Here is a 16,531-nt window from a genome sequence, read left to right on the forward strand (position 1 = left end):
TGCAATAAATATTTGCAATGAATTCAAAAGCATCCAAGAAAAGTTCGTAGAAAAATACAACTTAAACGATTTTACAGAATGGTTTTACGATGAAGAAACATCATTAATTACATTTAAAAAAGGGCAAACCGAACTAAATTTTGAATACATTCCAATTGGTAGTTATTCTAATTCGGGTAAAACTTGGTTATGGGCATGGAATAATAAAGAATTGCTTCATAATAATAAACTTAAAACTTTATTAATAAAACAGTTTGGAGAAAAAAACAATTATTCAAAACTAACTGAAGGTTTCTTTGATGCTGATAAATATGTTGGTTGGGAATTGACTGCAATAGCCTATAACATGATTGAAGCAATCGGTTCGTATCGAATTGTTAATGATAATAATCTTGAAATATATTTTTTGTTAACTGATAAAATTGAAAGCAATTTCGTCGAAGAACTAAAAATTATAAATAAAAGTAAAACAGAAAAACAGATTCAATGCAAAAAACACGGTTCTAACAGGCTCGCCTTTATTTGCCAACATCTTAACGAAATAGATAAAACTGGTTTTGAAGAAGCATTTGAATCAGAAATTGGAATGTATTTAGGAGAAGATGATGATTTATCTGCTTGGTGCAATAAATGTGAAGAAACTAGAATTAAAGATGATGGTTGGAATGAAGAAAATATAAAAATGGCTAAAATAAAATTAGTTTGTGAAGAATGCTATTTCGAAATAAAAGAAAAAAATTTAATTTAAAATCACATTATGAAAAAACTTATACTCCTTTTTTTCTTCGCAATCGGATTAAATTCTGCTCATGCAGAATGTGGTGTAAACGGAATGCAATTTTTCCCAAAGAAAACAAACATAAGTTTAAATTCGATGTTTATCATACAGGGATATTACATGAGTGAAAAAACAATCAATAGTTTCAAAAATCGAACTGCTTATTTACAAAGTAAGAAAGGTGAATTGGTAAAACTTAATCTTGTTGAAATTCTAAAAGGTCAAATGAGTCTGACACAGGCCATTTTTAAACCTGCAAAACAACTAAAACCTAATACCATTTACTTCTTAAAATACTCTAAGCAAACAGAGAGAGAAACAGAAGAAATGACACAGTGGAATACTGAAACGAACCAAAATGAAAAAGTTTACTGGAAAACAACAAACAAAAATTCAGCTGAATTATTAAATCCTAATCTGAAGATTAAATATCAAAAAACAGAAGTTAGAGAATATGGTTGTGGTCCTGCGGCAAATGCAATATTCAATGTTACCAATAAATCTGATTCTGAAATCTGGTACAAAACAGAAATGGTTGACCTAAATACAAACCAAAAAACTGTGTTTTATATCAAAGAATGGGATGGGAAACTTAATGTAGGACATGGAATGTGTTCCGGAGCTTTTACTTTTACCAAACTTGGAAAATATAAGGTCAGATTCACTCCAATGAATACGGATGGAAAGTCATTAAATACAACAAAGTGGATAAATTTTGAAAGTCCATTTAAGAATGATAAAAGCAGTTCTTAAAGAAAAACAATCAACCCGAAAAACCAGATTTGTAACAAATTATAAAAAACAGAGTCTATATAATAAAACCAATTATTAACAACCAAAAATAAATTTATGAAACCAAGAACTATTTGCTTAATCGGATTATCTTTTTTTGTTAGTAGTTATATCATGTTTTCACAAGGTTCTAAATTTGCTTATTTTCAAAAACCTATAGATTTTGCACACTGGTTTAATTTAATTGGAGCTGTATTGTTACTTTCTTTTAATGATGTATTCCCTAAGAATAAACTTAATTCAGTAGCTTCTTTTCTAACCATTTTAGGAGTTATAGGTCACGTTGGGCTTTGTACTATTGACTTTATAATGTGGAGTTTTGGAGATGACGAAATCTCAAAAACGGAATTAAGTAATCAGATAAGTAATACGCCATCTATTTTATATCCTTTTGTTATTATTGGTCCATCTTTACTTTTTATAGGATTGGCAGCGCATGCCTTAAATTTTATTAAAACTCATACCTTTAGTGCCTTAATGGTTATAATTGGAGCACCCGCAGTAGGTATTTCTTTCTTTGTATTAAAAAACGGATCGTATATGGTACTAAGTTGTATCCTTTTTGCTTTGGGATTGTTTTCATTACTTTATAGAAATGATGACAGAACAATATTGACTGAATAGCAAACCACATTTCCTAAATTCATATACTACAACAGCACATTACTAATCTTCTTAAAAATGAAAAAACTTCTAATCCTTACCCTCTTATTATTAGAAACTGGAGTAGCCTTTTCTCAAATAAAAACGGAGAGCTATCTTAAAAAACTCAGTGAGCAACATCAATTTGTAAAGATGGATAGCTTAAATAATAAAATTAGAACTAAAGATTATTATTTTTATAAAGCACTGTTTGCCAACATATGTAATAAACCTGATTTATCAAACTTATATTTAGATAGCTTAAATAAAAGCCAAATCACCAAAGAATTCAGGTATTATAAATTAAAAAACGACAACTACATAAAGCTGTTTGATTATGCAAATGCTTTTAAAACATCTGGTATTTTAACCTCTACATTTTCAGAAAAATTCACAAAAGAAGAACGGGATGATGAACTGAATACAAGACGTATTTGGGAAGTTTTGAAATTACAGAAATCTCAAATAATCGATTCTTTTTCTAATCATTCTGTGGCAACAAAAAAAGATAAAGCAGGTTTAATTACCACTAATGTTTTAGCAAATACTATAGATACAGATTTTGTTTTTGATACTGGAGCTGGTATTAGCTGCATAACCGAAAGTTTAGCAAAGAAACTAGGCTTTATCATCTTACCAGATAACAACATCGAAGTTATGAGTTTTACTGGCGTTAAAAACAAAGTACTTATGGGCATTGCTCCTGTTTTAAATATCGGAGATATAAAAATTCATAACGCCATCTTTTTGGTTTATCCTGATTCAGCATTTACATTTGCAAATGGTAAATATGTAATAAATGGTATCATAGGATTTCCTATTATTAAAGAATTAGGAACAGTTACAATTGAAGAAAATAGCCTTACTTTTTCTAAAAACAAAACGATCAAGAGCAACGACAAAAACTTATTTATAGATGAACTTCGTGCCATTGTAATGCTAAATTTTAAAGGTAAAACTCTCCCATTTAATTTTGATAGTGGTGCAAAAACAAGTTCATTTAATAAATCTTTCTACGAATTATTTAAAACTTATTTGGATAAAAATAGTACTCTAATTTCTGCAAAAACAGCCAGTGCAGGCGGACAAGAAATTACTTCAGAACTTTTGGAACTAAAAGATCAACAAATTCTATTAGGGAAAAATCAAATAAACGTACCTAAATTGCAAGTCGATAAATCTAATTATGGTGTTTATGGAAAAGTAAATTATGGCAATATCGGACAAGATATAATTGGTCAGTTTAAGAAAGTCACCATTAGTTTTGATCATAATTATCTCAAATTAGAAAATTGATAATCTCCGTTAAAGCGTAAAATAAGGAAAACCATACAAAGTAAAATAACTATTAACAACATAATATCTTTGCTAAAATTCCCTTTTTAAATTCGTATTTTCGTTAGATAAAAAACATTTCTATTTAAATACTAAATCCTACGAAAACATGAATGACACTTGGACTGAAAGATGGAATGACAGATATAGCGCAGATGAGTTTGCTTATGGCGAACAACCAAATAACTATTTAAGAGAACAATTAGAAAAAGGTAATCCCGGGACAATTCTTTTTCCTGCCGAAGGCGAAGGGCGCAATGCCATTTTTGCAGCCAAACTAGGCTGGACAGTTTCGGCATTTGATATAAGCATAGAAGGAAAAAACAAAGCCTTACGACTTGCCGAATCAAATAATGCAACTATCGACTACCAAGTTGGCGAATTGCAAACATTAAATTATACTTCAGAACAATTTGATGTAATTGCATTAATTTATGCGCATTTCCCTAGCGACATTAAATCTTCATACCACAAAACACTTAGTACGTTTTTACGAAAAGATGGCTTGATAATTTTTGAAGCTTTTAGCAAGAAACATATCGAATACAACTCCAAAAACGAAAAAATTGGTGGACCAAAAGAATTGGATATGTTATTTTCTATTGAAGAAATACAATCTGACTTTCCAGATTATGAGATCATCGAATTAGTAGAACAAGAAATCGAATTGAACGAAGGTCTTTTTCATAATGGGAAAGGTTCTGTAATACGATTTGTTGGCCGAAAAAAATAATAATGAAGAAACTAATAACATACCAGATCGATTCCTTTACCAAAGAAAAATTTAAAGGAAATCCTGCAGGAGTCGTTGTAAATGCCAACGGATTGAATGATTACGAAATGCAGCAAATTGCGAGAGAATTAAACAACTCCGAAACGGCTTTTCTTTTTCCTCCCGATAGTAATGATTGCGATGGTGTAATACGATACTTTACGCCAAGTACTGAAGTTCCTATTTGCGGACACGCTACTATTGCTGCAATGTATGCCAAAGCTGTCGAAGAAAATTTAGATTCTTGTGTATTAAAATTTAAAACCAAGATTGGTACTCTTCCTTTTGAAATTATCAAAAACAATGGAGATTATCAAATTGTAATGACTCAGGGAAATTTTGAACTTAGCCCTACATTCGATAACGATATAAACAACAGAATGCTAACTGCATTAGGGCTGGAAGAATCTGATTGGGATGAGAAATGCCCGATTCAGATAGCTTCTACAGGACATTCGAAAGTTATGATTGGTATTAAAAGCAGAACAAAACTTAATGCTTTAACTCCAAACTACAATGCTCTCGCCGACTTAAGCAAAGTGATTAATTGCAATGGTTATTTTGTCTTTACATTCGACTCTGACGATAAAGATATATTGACCTACGGCAGAATGTTTGCCCCTGGAATTGGTATCAATGAAGACCCTGTTACTGGTAATGCAAATGGACCACTAGGGGGATATTTAATAGAAAACAAAATCGTTGATTTTAATGGTAATGAATTCGAATTTAACGGAAGACAAGGTGAGAAAATAGATCGACTTGGCGTAATAAAAGTTAAAGTTAAGATTGAAAATAATAAACCATCATTGATTCAGATAAAAGGAGATGCTGTGGTAGTTTTTAGAACCGAAATAGCCATTTAAAATAAACTATATTAGTTAAAACCTTAAACTAAACAAATATGAAACAATTCTTTTTAAGTATAATTATTTTAGTGCTTGCGGCTTCTTGTAATTCCAATAGTAACGAAACTAGCAATGACGCTAAGGTAATGGCAATGGAAATACCACCACCTCCTCCACCTTCTACGGGTTCTGATACTAATTATAAAGATAAAAAAGAAGTATCTGAAGACAAAAATACTGAACCAGAAACTATTAAGCCTGTAGTAAAAGAAAAAAAAATCATAAAAGACGGAACTGTTTCGGTTAAAACAAATGACATTGCTGCAAGCAAGAAAAATATAGATGAATTAATAAAAAAACTTAACGGTTATTACGAAGTAGAAGACTTACAGAATACCGATCAGTCAATTTCATACGATTTAAAAATAAGAGTTCCAGCCGATAACTTCGAAAAACTAATATCTAATATCGAAAATGGAAAAGATGAACTTACAAGCAAAAGTATACAAGCCAGAGATGTAACCGAAGAATTTGTTGATATTACAACTCGTTTGGCTAATAAAAGAGAATATTTAAAACGTTATAAAGAATTACTTTCCAAAGCTTCTACCGTAAAAGATATTCTTGCAATCGAGGAAAATATAAGAGTAATCGAAGAAGAAATAGAAAGTACAGAAGGACGCTTAAAATACCTTAGCGACCAAGTATCTTTTAGTACGCTGAATTTAAATTTATATAAAGAAAAAGAGTATATCTATAAAGCTCGAGAACAAGATAAATTTTCGGAAAGAATTAAAAATTCTATTAGCGAAGGATGGACTTCTATTGTTGATTTCCTATTGTGGTTATTTTCAATTTGGCCATTTATCATCCTAATAACTGGTATTATATACATTTTTAGAAAAATTCGTAGAAAACGTAAAAACCAAGCACAATAATAAGTGTAGATGAAAATTGTAGAAATTAGAAAAAGTGACCTAGATTCTCTAAGGAAGATATTCTTAGAAGAAAGGCAAACAACATTTTCGTGGGTAGATCCAGCTACATTTCATTTACATGATTTTGATACTGAAACCGAAGGAGAATATATTCTGGTTGCTATTCTCGATGATATTACAATTGGATTTATTTCTATTTGGCTGCCCGATAACTTTATTCACCATTTATATGTAGATAAAAAATATCATGGCAAAGGCATAGGAACTCAGTTGCTAAAAGCCGCTCTCAAGAAAACTAATTTTCCCTTTACTTTAAAATGTCTAGAAAAGAACATACAAGCAATAAATTTCTATAAAAGTAAAGGCTTCATCGAGAAAGAAAAAGGAGGATCTGAGCAAGGAACTTTTATTGTATTTGAGTTAGTAAAGAATCCAGAATAATATGATTATAATTAATTTTAACACATAGTCACAATCCCGAAGCACAATGTCATTAAGTTAAGAGAAAAATGATAAAAAGATTTAAGATTTTTGACTAACGTCCCGAAGCGTCGGAACGGGAGAAAATCCGTGTTTAATCCGTGTTTTCGCTATAGCGAATCCGCATCATCCGCGTTCCCTTATAGACAATCTTTGTTGAGAATATAATTAACCATAATTAGCTCAAAAAGGCTTAACTTGATGACATTGGCTGCGGGAATATGTGTTAAGTTTTTTTCAAATCTTCATCTTAAAACAAACTTCATGAAAAAGATATGTATCGTTGAGTTTCCATCAAATTTGGGTTTAAAAGAACCTCAACCAGGAAAAGAACCTGGCGTAAAACTTTTACCAGATTGGTTAAAGAAACTCAATTTGCATAACTTAATAAATCCAGAAAGTATTCTCAGGCTCGATTCTCCTGCATACAGCAACAAAAAAGATCTAGAAACTGGAATTCTCAACGCAAATTCTTTAGCAGATTATGCGATAAAACAAGCTGAATTAATACATAACCTAATCACAACAAATAAATTCCCATTTGTAATTGGTGGAGATTGCAGCATTCTTTTAGGCGCAGCAATTGCCTTAAAACAAAACGGGAATTATGGCTTGTTTTACCTAGACGGACATACCGATTTTATAGATATTTCTTTGTCGGAAACTGGTGGTGTTGGCGGTATGGCTGCATCTATAGTAACTGGCAACGGACATAAAAAGTTAACCAATATCTTAAATCTTTCCCCTTATATAAAAGAAGAAAATCTTTGGTGTGTGGGCAATCGCGAATACGATGACGAATATGAAAATGAAATTCGTAAATCGGACGCCACATATATTAGCCTGGATTTATTAAGAAAACGAGGTATTGCAAATTGCATTCAATCGTTTCTTTTAGAAATTGAAAATAAAAATCTAGATGGATTTTGGCTCCATATCGATGTTGATGTTTTAAATGATTTGATAATGCCTTGCGTAGATAGCCGAACACCTGATGGTTTAGCGTATCAGGAATTTAACGAACTTACTTCCCTCCTATTCCAAAGCAAAAAACTTACTGGATTTGAGATAACAATCCTAGATCCCGATTTAGATACTACGGGAGAATATACGGCAGCTTTTGCAGATAATCTTGCTGCGACTTTTAATTCTACATGGTCCAAATAATTCCTAAGATAATCATATTTAAAATAAAAATTATATTTTTGTGGCTATATTCCGATGTAAATAGTTTTCTAACTAATTGCTTCTATTTTTAACAATTAAAAACAAAAATAATGAAAACAAGTATTTTAACTTTAGTAGTTGCAGTACTTTCTTTAGTAAGCTGTAAAAACAATGACAATCCAAAAACTGTAACTACAAATACAGATAGTAATTTGGCTCCTCTTGAAAAATTAACAACAGGAAATCAAAGATTTTTGAATGAGAAATCAATTCATCCACACCAAAACAAAAAATCTGTTCTTGAAAATCAGGATGGACAAAAACCATTTGCTGTTATCATAACCTGTTCTGATAGTAGGGTTTCCCCCGAAATTGTATTTGATCAAGGTATTGGCGATTTATTTGTGATTAGAAATGCTGGCAATCTAATTTCTGATATTGATATGGGAAGTATAGAATATGCCGTAGAACACTTGGATACAAAATTAATTGTCGTTTTGGGGCATACAGAATGTGGCGCCATAAAAGCATACATTAACGATAAAGATGGCGAATATAAAAAACACTTTAACCATATAGATGATATCGTAGAAATGATAGCAAAAGAAAATGAAGAAATAGAAGCTGATAAAATAACTCCTAAAGCAACTAATTATCTGGGAGCAATTAATGCCAACATTAAGCATTCGACAAGACTTATCCAGGAAAATAAAATCATTAAAGAACACAAAATACAAGTTGTATCTATGCAATATGATGTTCATAAGGGAAAAATAATACAATTGTAGCAATACATAGAAATATACTTGCAAAACGTAATAAAAAACTTATATATTTGTTTCTTTATCAAAGCTTAATTATAAAGAAACCATGAAAAAATTAACCAACATTCTTCTGCTTCTAGCCTTTAATATTTGTTTCTCTCAATTCGGAATTATAAATGACCCTGATGGTTATGTTAATGTTAGAAATTCTGCAGGAAAATCGAACAAAATAATTGACAAATTAGATAATGGAGCAATCGTTTATAATTATGAACCAGATGGTAACTGGGTTAATATTGACTACAAAAAAGGTAAAGAAAACTTAAACGGATATGTCTATAAAGACCGAATAATCGATTTAACAAACTTCACAAAAATACCAGTTAGAGAAAATAAAAATGGAGTTATAAAACTCGAAAACAACAATGTTAAGGTAGCGATCACTGAAATTGCATTTAGTCCAAAAAACCACAAACTAAAATATAATAGTGAAAGTCCAACTTTATTAGAAACTATTGATGATCAAGTTATATTTGGAACTGATGGAAATATCCCTAAAAGAAAGTACAAATCAATTGAAATAGAAGTTGATAAAATTTTAATAAACGTACCCGAAAATGCTTTAAAGAATGCATTTGAGCCTAATCTGGAACAAACTATGGTCAACTACGATTCTGTAAATGACATATTGTATATACAATCTTCCAATAGTGATGGCGCTGGTAGCTACGTGATATTATGGGTAATCGAGAAAAAGAAATTCAAAACCAGAGCTGAAGCCCGTCCTTTCTAAAAATCATAGAGCATTATAAAATTAAAAGTCCATGAAATACTTATTTTATATACTAATCCCTCTCATCATTTCGTGTCAAAATAGAGCAGAAACCAAAGAAGAAGATAGTAAAAAGAATAAAAACCTGATATACTTTAATTCTCATTTCATGGCAGACTTAGGCGATGATGAATGGTATAAACTACAACCTAAAATGGACTCTCCTATTAAAACGCAGTATCTGGATGATGTTATTTATGTCACAAAATATATTGATGTAAATGCTTGCGGAACCTATGTGGGAGATATAGAGATAAAGAATGATACTATTTACTTAATTCATAGATTAGTATCTGATGAAATCTGCGCTACAACCTCGATAAATAAGGTAATCTATATCATAAAAAATCCAAATCAAAAAAAGTACAAAATGATTATTCGCTATGAATAATTTAAAAAAACATTATAATTATTACTTTTAATTATTACTTTTAGTTGTAAAACAATTACGAATGTAAATAATATTAACTCCTGTTTTAATTTTTAAATAAAAAATTACCGCTATGAAATATAAAAAATATTTAATTTGGAGTTTATTGTTTATCATGTTTTACGTATTGTTCGTTTCTTCTTTTCTTATGAACGCATGGGGATATATTTCTGATAAGAATTACCATTTACCAAAAGAATCAAACTTACTTATTTTTAATGCTACCACCATGCAAAGCCCTTCTAGTGATATTTGGGTATATGGCGAAGATTATAATAACTATTATTACAATGCTGGTTTAAAAGCCGAAGATATTATTACGATATCCAAAGAAGATATGAAAAGCTGTCCTAATTTTAGTCCTTCAAATGTATCTACATGGTGTGGAGCAGAAACTCCTGTTATTTTAAACTCAAAGACTAAAAACTAAAATTACCTTGCAAAAAACACTTCTAATAGCAATCACACTTGTAATTCTTTCAACAATAGGAGTTTTTATCCACTTACAATCAAAAGAAATTAATGACGACCGTTTTGTAACTTATATAGTTGATCCAAACAAGCAAAATTTGAAACTGTATTGGAAAGATGAAAAAAATCAAAACCTTAAAAGCATACTGAATTTAAAACTTTGGGTTGAAAAAAACAACTTAAAATTAGATTTTGCAATGAATGGGGGAATGTATAAAAAAGATAATTCGCCACAAGGACTCTTTATTGAAAAACAAAAAACTATAACACTTCTAGATACTGCAAACGGAAATGGTAATTTTTATCTAAAACCAAATGGCGTATTTTATATTACTACCAAAAACATTCCTGAAATTTGTACAACACAAGATTTTATAAATAACGGAAAAATAAAATATGCTACACAATCTGGACCGATGTTAGTAATAGATCATAAAATCCATTCTGCTTTTAAACCCGAATCTATAAACTTAAATATAAGAAACGGCGTAGGTATTTTGCCTAATAACAAAGTTGTTTTTGTCCTATCCAAAGAAAAAATCAATTTTTATGATTTTGCAAATTACTTCAAAACCCTAGGCTGCAAAAATGCCTTGTATCTTGATGGATTAGTATCAAGAGCTTATATACCAAAAGAAAACTGGATTCAAACCGATGGTGATTTTGGGGTAATGATTGGAGTAACTAGCAAAAAGGAATAAATCATTATTACATTTATCAAATAGAGAATTTCTTACCAAGAAAACTTATATTTTCATAACTTCGTTTATTAAGACAAGTACTCATTTTAAATAATAAAATGTTATGAAATTAGATTTTAGTAAATTCCCAAGACTCAAAACTCAAAGATTAACTTTGAGGAATCTCGAAAATCCAGATTTCGAACTCATTCATAAATTACATTCTGATCCAATTGTAAATGCATTTGTAGGCAGAGATAATTCCTCTAGTTTAGAAAAAGCAAAAGCATATATACTCCGAATGGATAATCTGGTTGCCAAAAACGAATGCATATATTGGGTAATCACGACAAAAGAAAGTAATGATTTAATAGGTTCTGTTTGTCTTTGGAATTTTGATATTGAAAATAAAATTGTAGAGATTGGTTACGAAATGTTATCGCAATATCAAGGAAAAGGTTTTATGACAGAAGCACTAAAAGAAGTTGTAAAACATGCTTTTGAAGAAATAAACTCAGCAATAATAACCGCTTTTCCTTCTTCTGACAATGTTAATTCGGTCTCGATTTTAAAGAAGCTTAATTTTCAATACGAAGACAAACCTTATAATAATACCCATCTAAATATTGAGAATTTGGTAACTTATACATTGAGAAAAGTATAAACAAAAACCTTAGCTACAAAAAAACAATACCACACATGAAACAAAATAAATACGACGACGAATCCTTTTTTGATAATTATAGCAAAATGCCTCGTTCTGCCGAAGGATTAAATGCTGCTGGCGAATGGTATATTTTACGCAAAATGTTTCCTAAATTTAAAGATAAAAATATTCTTGATCTAGGATGTGGATATGGATGGCATTGTATTTATGCCAAAGAACAAGGTGCAAAAAAGGTTGTTGGTATCGATTTGTCTCAAAAAATGATTGAAAAAGCTAAGGAGAATTCGAAAGACTTAGTTATAGATTACACACAAAAGGCAATTGAAGATATCGATTTTAAACCCGAAGAATTTGATGTTGTGATTAGTTCACTAGCATTTCATTATGTAAAAAATCTAAAAGACATTTTTGATAAAATCAATACGTATCTAAAAAAAGGCGGAAGCTTTATTTTTTCAATGGAACATCCTGCATTTACCTCTCGACCAGAACAAGATTGGTTTACCGACTCAAGCGGAAATCGCTTGCACTGGCCAATAGATAATTATCAGGATGAAGGTATAAGACACACACAATTTTTAGGTCACGAAGTAATTAAATACCATCGAACTTTTGAGACTATTGTAAACACATTAATCAATGCTAACTTTACAATTAAACAAATATCTGAACCTAAACCTTCTGAGGAAATAGTAGAGAAATATCCTGAAATGATTGACGAAGCCAGAAGACCAATTTTTATATTGATATCAGCAGTTAAGAATTAAACTTGATACTTAAACCAAGTAATTGTCTGAATAGTAGAATATAGACATTATGATTTTTTGTAACAAAAAAATTCATATTACGTCATATAAAAAAATCATCAATCATGACAATCAAAACAATCAACCGTTATTTATTACTGCTATTCTTTCTAGCATCGCTCTCATTATCAGCTCAGGTTGATAAAAAATCCGATTTATACAAAACCATCATTTCCAGAGACAGCTTGCTCTTTAAAGTTGGTTTTAATACTTGCGACATCAGACAATTTGAAACTTTATTAACCGAAGATTTTGAGTTTTTTCATGACGAAGACAGTATATCTAATAAAAAGAAATTCATTTATAACCTTCGCAACGGATTATGTGCTTCTACTAAGACATATCAGTTAAGAAGAGATTTAATTGCAGGAAGTACCGAGATTTACCCACTTTATAAAGACAAAGTACTCTATGGAGCAATACAAATCGGAATCCATAAATTTTACAGAATAACTCCTGACAGAAAAGAAACTCCGGGAAGTAGCGCTCGATTTACCCATTTATGGCTGCTACAAAAAGATACTTGGAGACTAGCTCGCGCTCTTAGTTACGATCATGATAATACTACAACTACTGCTAATAAAACTGCTATTTTTGACAATGATACCGAAATTGAAAAATGGCTTAAAGAAAACAATGTTCCAACTCTTGGACTTGGAATAATCAATGATGGAAAACTGCAACAGATTAAAGTTTTTGGCGAACTAAAAAAAGGAGTCACAGCACCATACAATACCATTTTTAATGTTGCTTCACTTACCAAACCAATCACTGCAATGGTAACCCTAAAATTGGTTAGTTTAGGCAAATGGGATCTGGATGAACCTCTTTATAAATATTGGATTGATCCAGATATTGCAAATGATCCCAAAACAAAAAAAATTACAACAAGACAGGTTTTAAGTCATCAAACTGGTTTTCCTAATTGGCGCTGGAACAGTCCTGATAAAAAACTACACTTTGAGTCTGAGCCGGGAACAAAATACCAATACTCTGGTGAAGGATTTGAATATCTTAGAAAAGCATTAGAAAAAAAGTTTAATAAAACCCTGGATCAACTAGCAAAGGAATTACTATTTACTCCATTGCAAATGAACGATACCAATTATATCTGGGACAAAAAAACTGACGAATCCCGCTATGCAATTGGATATGATCCAAAAGGAAATGCATACGAAACAGAGAAGAGAAAAACTGCAAATGCTGCCGATGATGTATTAACAACCATCGAAGATTATGGGAAATTTTTGATTAGTGTTATGAATGGTGACGGATTATCTAAAAAAGTTTTTGATGAAATGAAAACTAATCAAATAGAAATGAAAGCCAAAGAGTATTATGGCTTAGGTTTGGTTATTTACGATTTAGGAAATGGAGAAATAGCATTGTCTCATGGTGGTGCAGACCAAGGAGTACAAACAATCTTTTTTATTCTCCCAAAAACAAAACAAGGAATACTAATTTTTACCAATGTCGATGATGGTTATAAAGTATATGAAAAACTACTTTTCCATTATTTAGGAGATAACGGAAGAAAAATATTCGAAATTGAAACCAAAAATTAACCCGAAACTAAAACCATGAACACTATCAATCAAGACAACCAAATTAGATGTCCAAAATGTCATTCGACCCAAATATATGTAGATAAAAAAGGCTTTAGCGGAAAAAAAGCGTGTTGCGGAGCAATTCTGGCTGGACCTTTAGGACTCTTATGTGGCACTCATAAATCGAATAAAGTTAGAATGACTTGTTTAAATTGTAAACGTACCTGGTAAATGAAACTAGATGATTTTACTTTAGGTTGCCACCGAATCCCCGAGAGGTGTTATAAAATTAATGACAAACACATGCCTTTTTGCGCAAGATGTTTGGGTGCAAGCATCGGACATATTTTTTGTGCTATTTGTTACTTTTTTTATTTCCTCCCTCCTTTTTACTTTTCGATAATTGGTTTAGCATTAATGCTTGCAGATTGGTATTTCCAAAATTCATTACACAAATACCATAGCAACTTTATGAGACTTTTGACAGGTACAATAGGAGGTTTTTCGATGGGAATAATCATTTGGAAAACCGTTGATTTTATACTAAAAATGATTTAGAAAAAACAGCTCCTTTGCTTATCTTTATTGATAATTTCAATCTTATCATTGACCTAAGCATCACTATTTTTTTAGCTATAAAACAAAAACTATGTTGAACCATTTAAATCACAATGAATCCTTTTGGGAAGCTTCGAAAGATTTTTTTTACTCTGAGAAATTAAAATCAAAAACGGTATTACTGAGCGAAGGAGAAATTTCTAAAAAAATGTTTTATGTAGAAAAAGGATGTCTACGAGTTTGGTTCAATAGCAACGGAAAAGAAATCACCTTTCAGTTTTTCTTTGAAGGACAAATGGTTTCCTCATTTGAAAGTTTTTGGACAGGACAACCCAGTTTATATAGCATCGAAACCATCGAAGATAGCATAATTCATACTATAAAAAGAAATGATTTTCAAGAAGTCCTCGATAGCAACCCGAGTACAAAAAAAGATTTTGAAAATTATATTTACAAACGTCTCGGTAACTATGTGAAACTTTTTCTTTCCCGAATTGCAGACAAACCCGAACAACGGTATAAGGAATTATTAAAAACCAATCCTGAAATTTTACAGCGTATTCCACAACATTATATTGCCTCTTATCTAGGAATATCGGCAGTATCGCTAAGCAGAATTAGGAATAGGCGTTAATATATTAATTAACAATTGTTATCGTTGGACTATTTTTAAATGAAGAATTTTGTCATTCACATTTAAAAATAAAACAATGAAACCAGAAGACATTTTAAAAGAAAACGAAAATTTTGTAACGATACAAGGACAAGAAATCCGCAAAGGTTCCATAGGTGCATTTATGGAAAATTGCAAAATTATTAATCAAAACAATCAAAATTCAGAAGAATACAAAACAGCAATTCAAGATATAAAAGTGCAAGCACATTTGTTGAAAAAAATTGGCTTATTTGATATATTTGAATTAAAATCCTCGAGATTAAAAGAAATAATTGAACTAAATTAAAGAATACCTCTTCTTTATAATTGAGGTATTCTGTTATCTAAAAAAAGAATGGCTGTACCTCAAAATAAAACTGAACTTTTAAAAGAGATTGAAATAACATATGTAAAACTTCGAGAGGATTTAAAAACAATTCCTGTTGAACTTACTGCAAAGGAAACACTCGAAGGACATTCTAAAAATACCATGATGAGCGTGAATAATTTAGTTTCATACCTAATAGGTTGGGGTGAATTAGTCCTAAAATGGCATCATAAAAAGAATAATAACGAAGCTGTAGATTTTCCAGAAACAGGCTATAAATGGAACGAGTTAGGCAAACTTGCGCAGAAGTTCTATGCCGATTATCAAGATTTAGATTTTATTTCACTACAAGAAAAACTAGATGCAACAGTAAATGAGTTACAAATCCTGATAGAAAGCCACAACAATGAAACTCTTTATGATCAAGCATGGTATGAAAAATGGACAATGGGAAGAATGATACAATTTAATACCTCATCACCATATAAAAATGCACGAGCACGAATAAGAAAATGGAAAAAAGAAAATAACCTGAAATAAAGAGCGCAATGCATCATCCCAATCCGTATCACACAGTTGAAACCGTGTGCTATGATAAAAATAAATAAAACCTTCTCCCATTGCTAACGCGAGCTCAATGTCATTAAGTTAAGAAAAACAGCTGCAATACTGTACGGTATAAATCTCACGCAAAGATGCAAAAGCGCAAAGGTTTGTCTTTTCGACGAAGGAGAAATCTCCTCGAGAAGCTCGACAAAGATTGGATTCCCGCTGCAGAGTTACTTACGGAGATTTCTCCTTCGTCGAAATGACAATATTGCGTTTAATCTTTGCTTCTTTAAAACAATTTGCTAGAAAAGAGCTTAACTTAATGACATTGAGCTCGCATTAGCATTGGCTCGACAACAGATTGCCAACAAAAATAACATGCTATAACATTGCCAACGGCTTTAACCGTTGGAACGCAATACATTATCGTAATCCGTATCACACGGTTGAAACCGTGGGCTATAATAAAAATAGGATAGATTTTTTGTTTTT

The 16,531-nt window shown here is 31.0% G+C and carries 22 protein-coding genes; all 22 read left to right on the top strand.

What is annotated here, in order from left to right:
• Nucleotides 1-748: DUF6882 domain-containing protein (locus B8T70_RS23760; RefSeq protein ID WP_086893983.1), on the top strand; the 748-nt coding region annotated here is incomplete at its 5' end.
• Nucleotides 749-757: 9 nt separating this feature from the next.
• The gene (locus B8T70_RS03890; protein WP_086893984.1) at nucleotides 758-1,531 is read left to right on the top strand and encodes a hypothetical protein; all 774 of its coding nucleotides are present in this window, start codon (nucleotides 758-760) and stop codon (nucleotides 1,529-1,531) included.
• 96 nt (nucleotides 1,532-1,627) lie between these two features.
• Entirely contained in the window at nucleotides 1,628-2,194 is a 567-nt protein-coding gene (locus B8T70_RS03895) for a hypothetical protein (RefSeq protein ID WP_039118187.1), read from the top strand.
• 57 nt (nucleotides 2,195-2,251) lie between these two features.
• Entirely contained in the window at nucleotides 2,252-3,508 is a 1,257-nt protein-coding gene (locus B8T70_RS03900; protein ID WP_086893985.1) for a retropepsin-like aspartic protease, read from the top strand.
• A 148-nt stretch (nucleotides 3,509-3,656) separates the two neighbouring features.
• Nucleotides 3,657-4,280, top strand: a complete 624-nt coding sequence (locus tag B8T70_RS03905) for a bifunctional 2-polyprenyl-6-hydroxyphenol methylase/3-demethylubiquinol 3-O-methyltransferase UbiG (RefSeq protein WP_086893986.1) — start codon at nucleotides 3,657-3,659, stop codon at nucleotides 4,278-4,280.
• Between the two features lie 2 nt (nucleotides 4,281-4,282).
• Entirely contained in the window at nucleotides 4,283-5,185 is a 903-nt protein-coding gene (locus B8T70_RS03910; protein WP_086893987.1) for a PhzF family isomerase, read from the top strand.
• A gap of 38 nt (nucleotides 5,186-5,223) precedes the next feature.
• Nucleotides 5,224-6,105: a DUF4349 domain-containing protein gene (locus tag B8T70_RS03915; protein ID WP_086893988.1), complete on the top strand. Its 882-nt coding sequence runs from the start codon at nucleotides 5,224-5,226 to the stop codon at nucleotides 6,103-6,105.
• Between the two features lie 9 nt (nucleotides 6,106-6,114).
• Nucleotides 6,115-6,546: a GNAT family N-acetyltransferase gene (locus tag B8T70_RS03920; RefSeq protein ID WP_086893989.1), complete on the top strand. Its 432-nt coding sequence runs from the start codon at nucleotides 6,115-6,117 to the stop codon at nucleotides 6,544-6,546.
• A 303-nt stretch (nucleotides 6,547-6,849) separates the two neighbouring features.
• Complete coding sequence (locus tag B8T70_RS03925) at nucleotides 6,850-7,752, top strand: arginase family protein (protein ID WP_086893990.1); 903 nt, start codon at nucleotides 6,850-6,852, stop codon at nucleotides 7,750-7,752.
• Nucleotides 7,753-7,862: 110 nt separating this feature from the next.
• On the top strand, nucleotides 7,863-8,540 hold the full coding sequence (locus B8T70_RS03930) for a carbonic anhydrase (RefSeq protein WP_086893991.1): 678 nt from the start codon (nucleotides 7,863-7,865) through the stop codon (nucleotides 8,538-8,540).
• An 82-nt stretch (nucleotides 8,541-8,622) separates the two neighbouring features.
• Nucleotides 8,623-9,309, top strand: a complete 687-nt coding sequence (locus B8T70_RS03935; protein WP_086893992.1) for an SH3 domain-containing protein — start codon at nucleotides 8,623-8,625, stop codon at nucleotides 9,307-9,309.
• 31 nt (nucleotides 9,310-9,340) lie between these two features.
• Entirely contained in the window at nucleotides 9,341-9,739 is a 399-nt protein-coding gene (locus tag B8T70_RS03940; protein ID WP_086893993.1) for a hypothetical protein, read from the top strand.
• A gap of 112 nt (nucleotides 9,740-9,851) precedes the next feature.
• On the top strand, nucleotides 9,852-10,208 hold the full coding sequence (locus B8T70_RS03945) for a hypothetical protein (RefSeq protein WP_086893994.1): 357 nt from the start codon (nucleotides 9,852-9,854) through the stop codon (nucleotides 10,206-10,208).
• 7 nt (nucleotides 10,209-10,215) lie between these two features.
• The gene (locus tag B8T70_RS03950) at nucleotides 10,216-10,950 is read left to right on the top strand and encodes a phosphodiester glycosidase family protein (RefSeq protein WP_242667420.1); all 735 of its coding nucleotides are present in this window, start codon (nucleotides 10,216-10,218) and stop codon (nucleotides 10,948-10,950) included.
• A gap of 103 nt (nucleotides 10,951-11,053) precedes the next feature.
• Nucleotides 11,054-11,593, top strand: a complete 540-nt coding sequence (locus tag B8T70_RS03955; protein WP_086893996.1) for a GNAT family N-acetyltransferase — start codon at nucleotides 11,054-11,056, stop codon at nucleotides 11,591-11,593.
• A 35-nt stretch (nucleotides 11,594-11,628) separates the two neighbouring features.
• Nucleotides 11,629-12,363 carry a bifunctional 2-polyprenyl-6-hydroxyphenol methylase/3-demethylubiquinol 3-O-methyltransferase UbiG gene (locus B8T70_RS03960; RefSeq protein ID WP_086893997.1) on the top strand — a complete coding sequence of 245 codons (735 nt, stop codon included), beginning with the start codon at nucleotides 11,629-11,631 and terminating at the stop codon, nucleotides 12,361-12,363.
• A 104-nt stretch (nucleotides 12,364-12,467) separates the two neighbouring features.
• Nucleotides 12,468-13,967: a serine hydrolase gene (locus tag B8T70_RS03965; RefSeq protein ID WP_086893998.1), complete on the top strand. Its 1,500-nt coding sequence runs from the start codon at nucleotides 12,468-12,470 to the stop codon at nucleotides 13,965-13,967.
• Nucleotides 13,968-13,982: 15 nt separating this feature from the next.
• The gene (locus B8T70_RS23565) at nucleotides 13,983-14,180 is read left to right on the top strand and encodes a hypothetical protein (RefSeq protein WP_123912066.1); all 198 of its coding nucleotides are present in this window, start codon (nucleotides 13,983-13,985) and stop codon (nucleotides 14,178-14,180) included.
• Complete coding sequence (locus B8T70_RS03970; RefSeq protein WP_086893999.1) at nucleotides 14,181-14,507, top strand: DUF2085 domain-containing protein; 327 nt, start codon at nucleotides 14,181-14,183, stop codon at nucleotides 14,505-14,507.
• A 91-nt stretch (nucleotides 14,508-14,598) separates the two neighbouring features.
• Nucleotides 14,599-15,141 carry a Crp/Fnr family transcriptional regulator gene (locus tag B8T70_RS03975; protein WP_086894000.1) on the top strand — a complete coding sequence of 181 codons (543 nt, stop codon included), beginning with the start codon at nucleotides 14,599-14,601 and terminating at the stop codon, nucleotides 15,139-15,141.
• Nucleotides 15,142-15,217: 76 nt separating this feature from the next.
• Complete coding sequence (locus B8T70_RS03980; RefSeq protein ID WP_039112898.1) at nucleotides 15,218-15,469, top strand: hypothetical protein; 252 nt, start codon at nucleotides 15,218-15,220, stop codon at nucleotides 15,467-15,469.
• 48 nt (nucleotides 15,470-15,517) lie between these two features.
• A complete protein-coding gene (locus B8T70_RS03985) occupies nucleotides 15,518-16,030 on the top strand; it encodes a ClbS/DfsB family four-helix bundle protein (RefSeq protein ID WP_086894001.1) in 513 nt (170 codons plus the stop codon).
• Nucleotides 16,031-16,531 lie beyond the last annotated feature (501 nt).

The sequence above is a fragment of the Flavobacterium sp. AJR genome (genome assembly GCF_002156885.1).
Taxonomy (GTDB): Bacteria; Bacteroidota; Bacteroidia; order Flavobacteriales; family Flavobacteriaceae; genus Flavobacterium.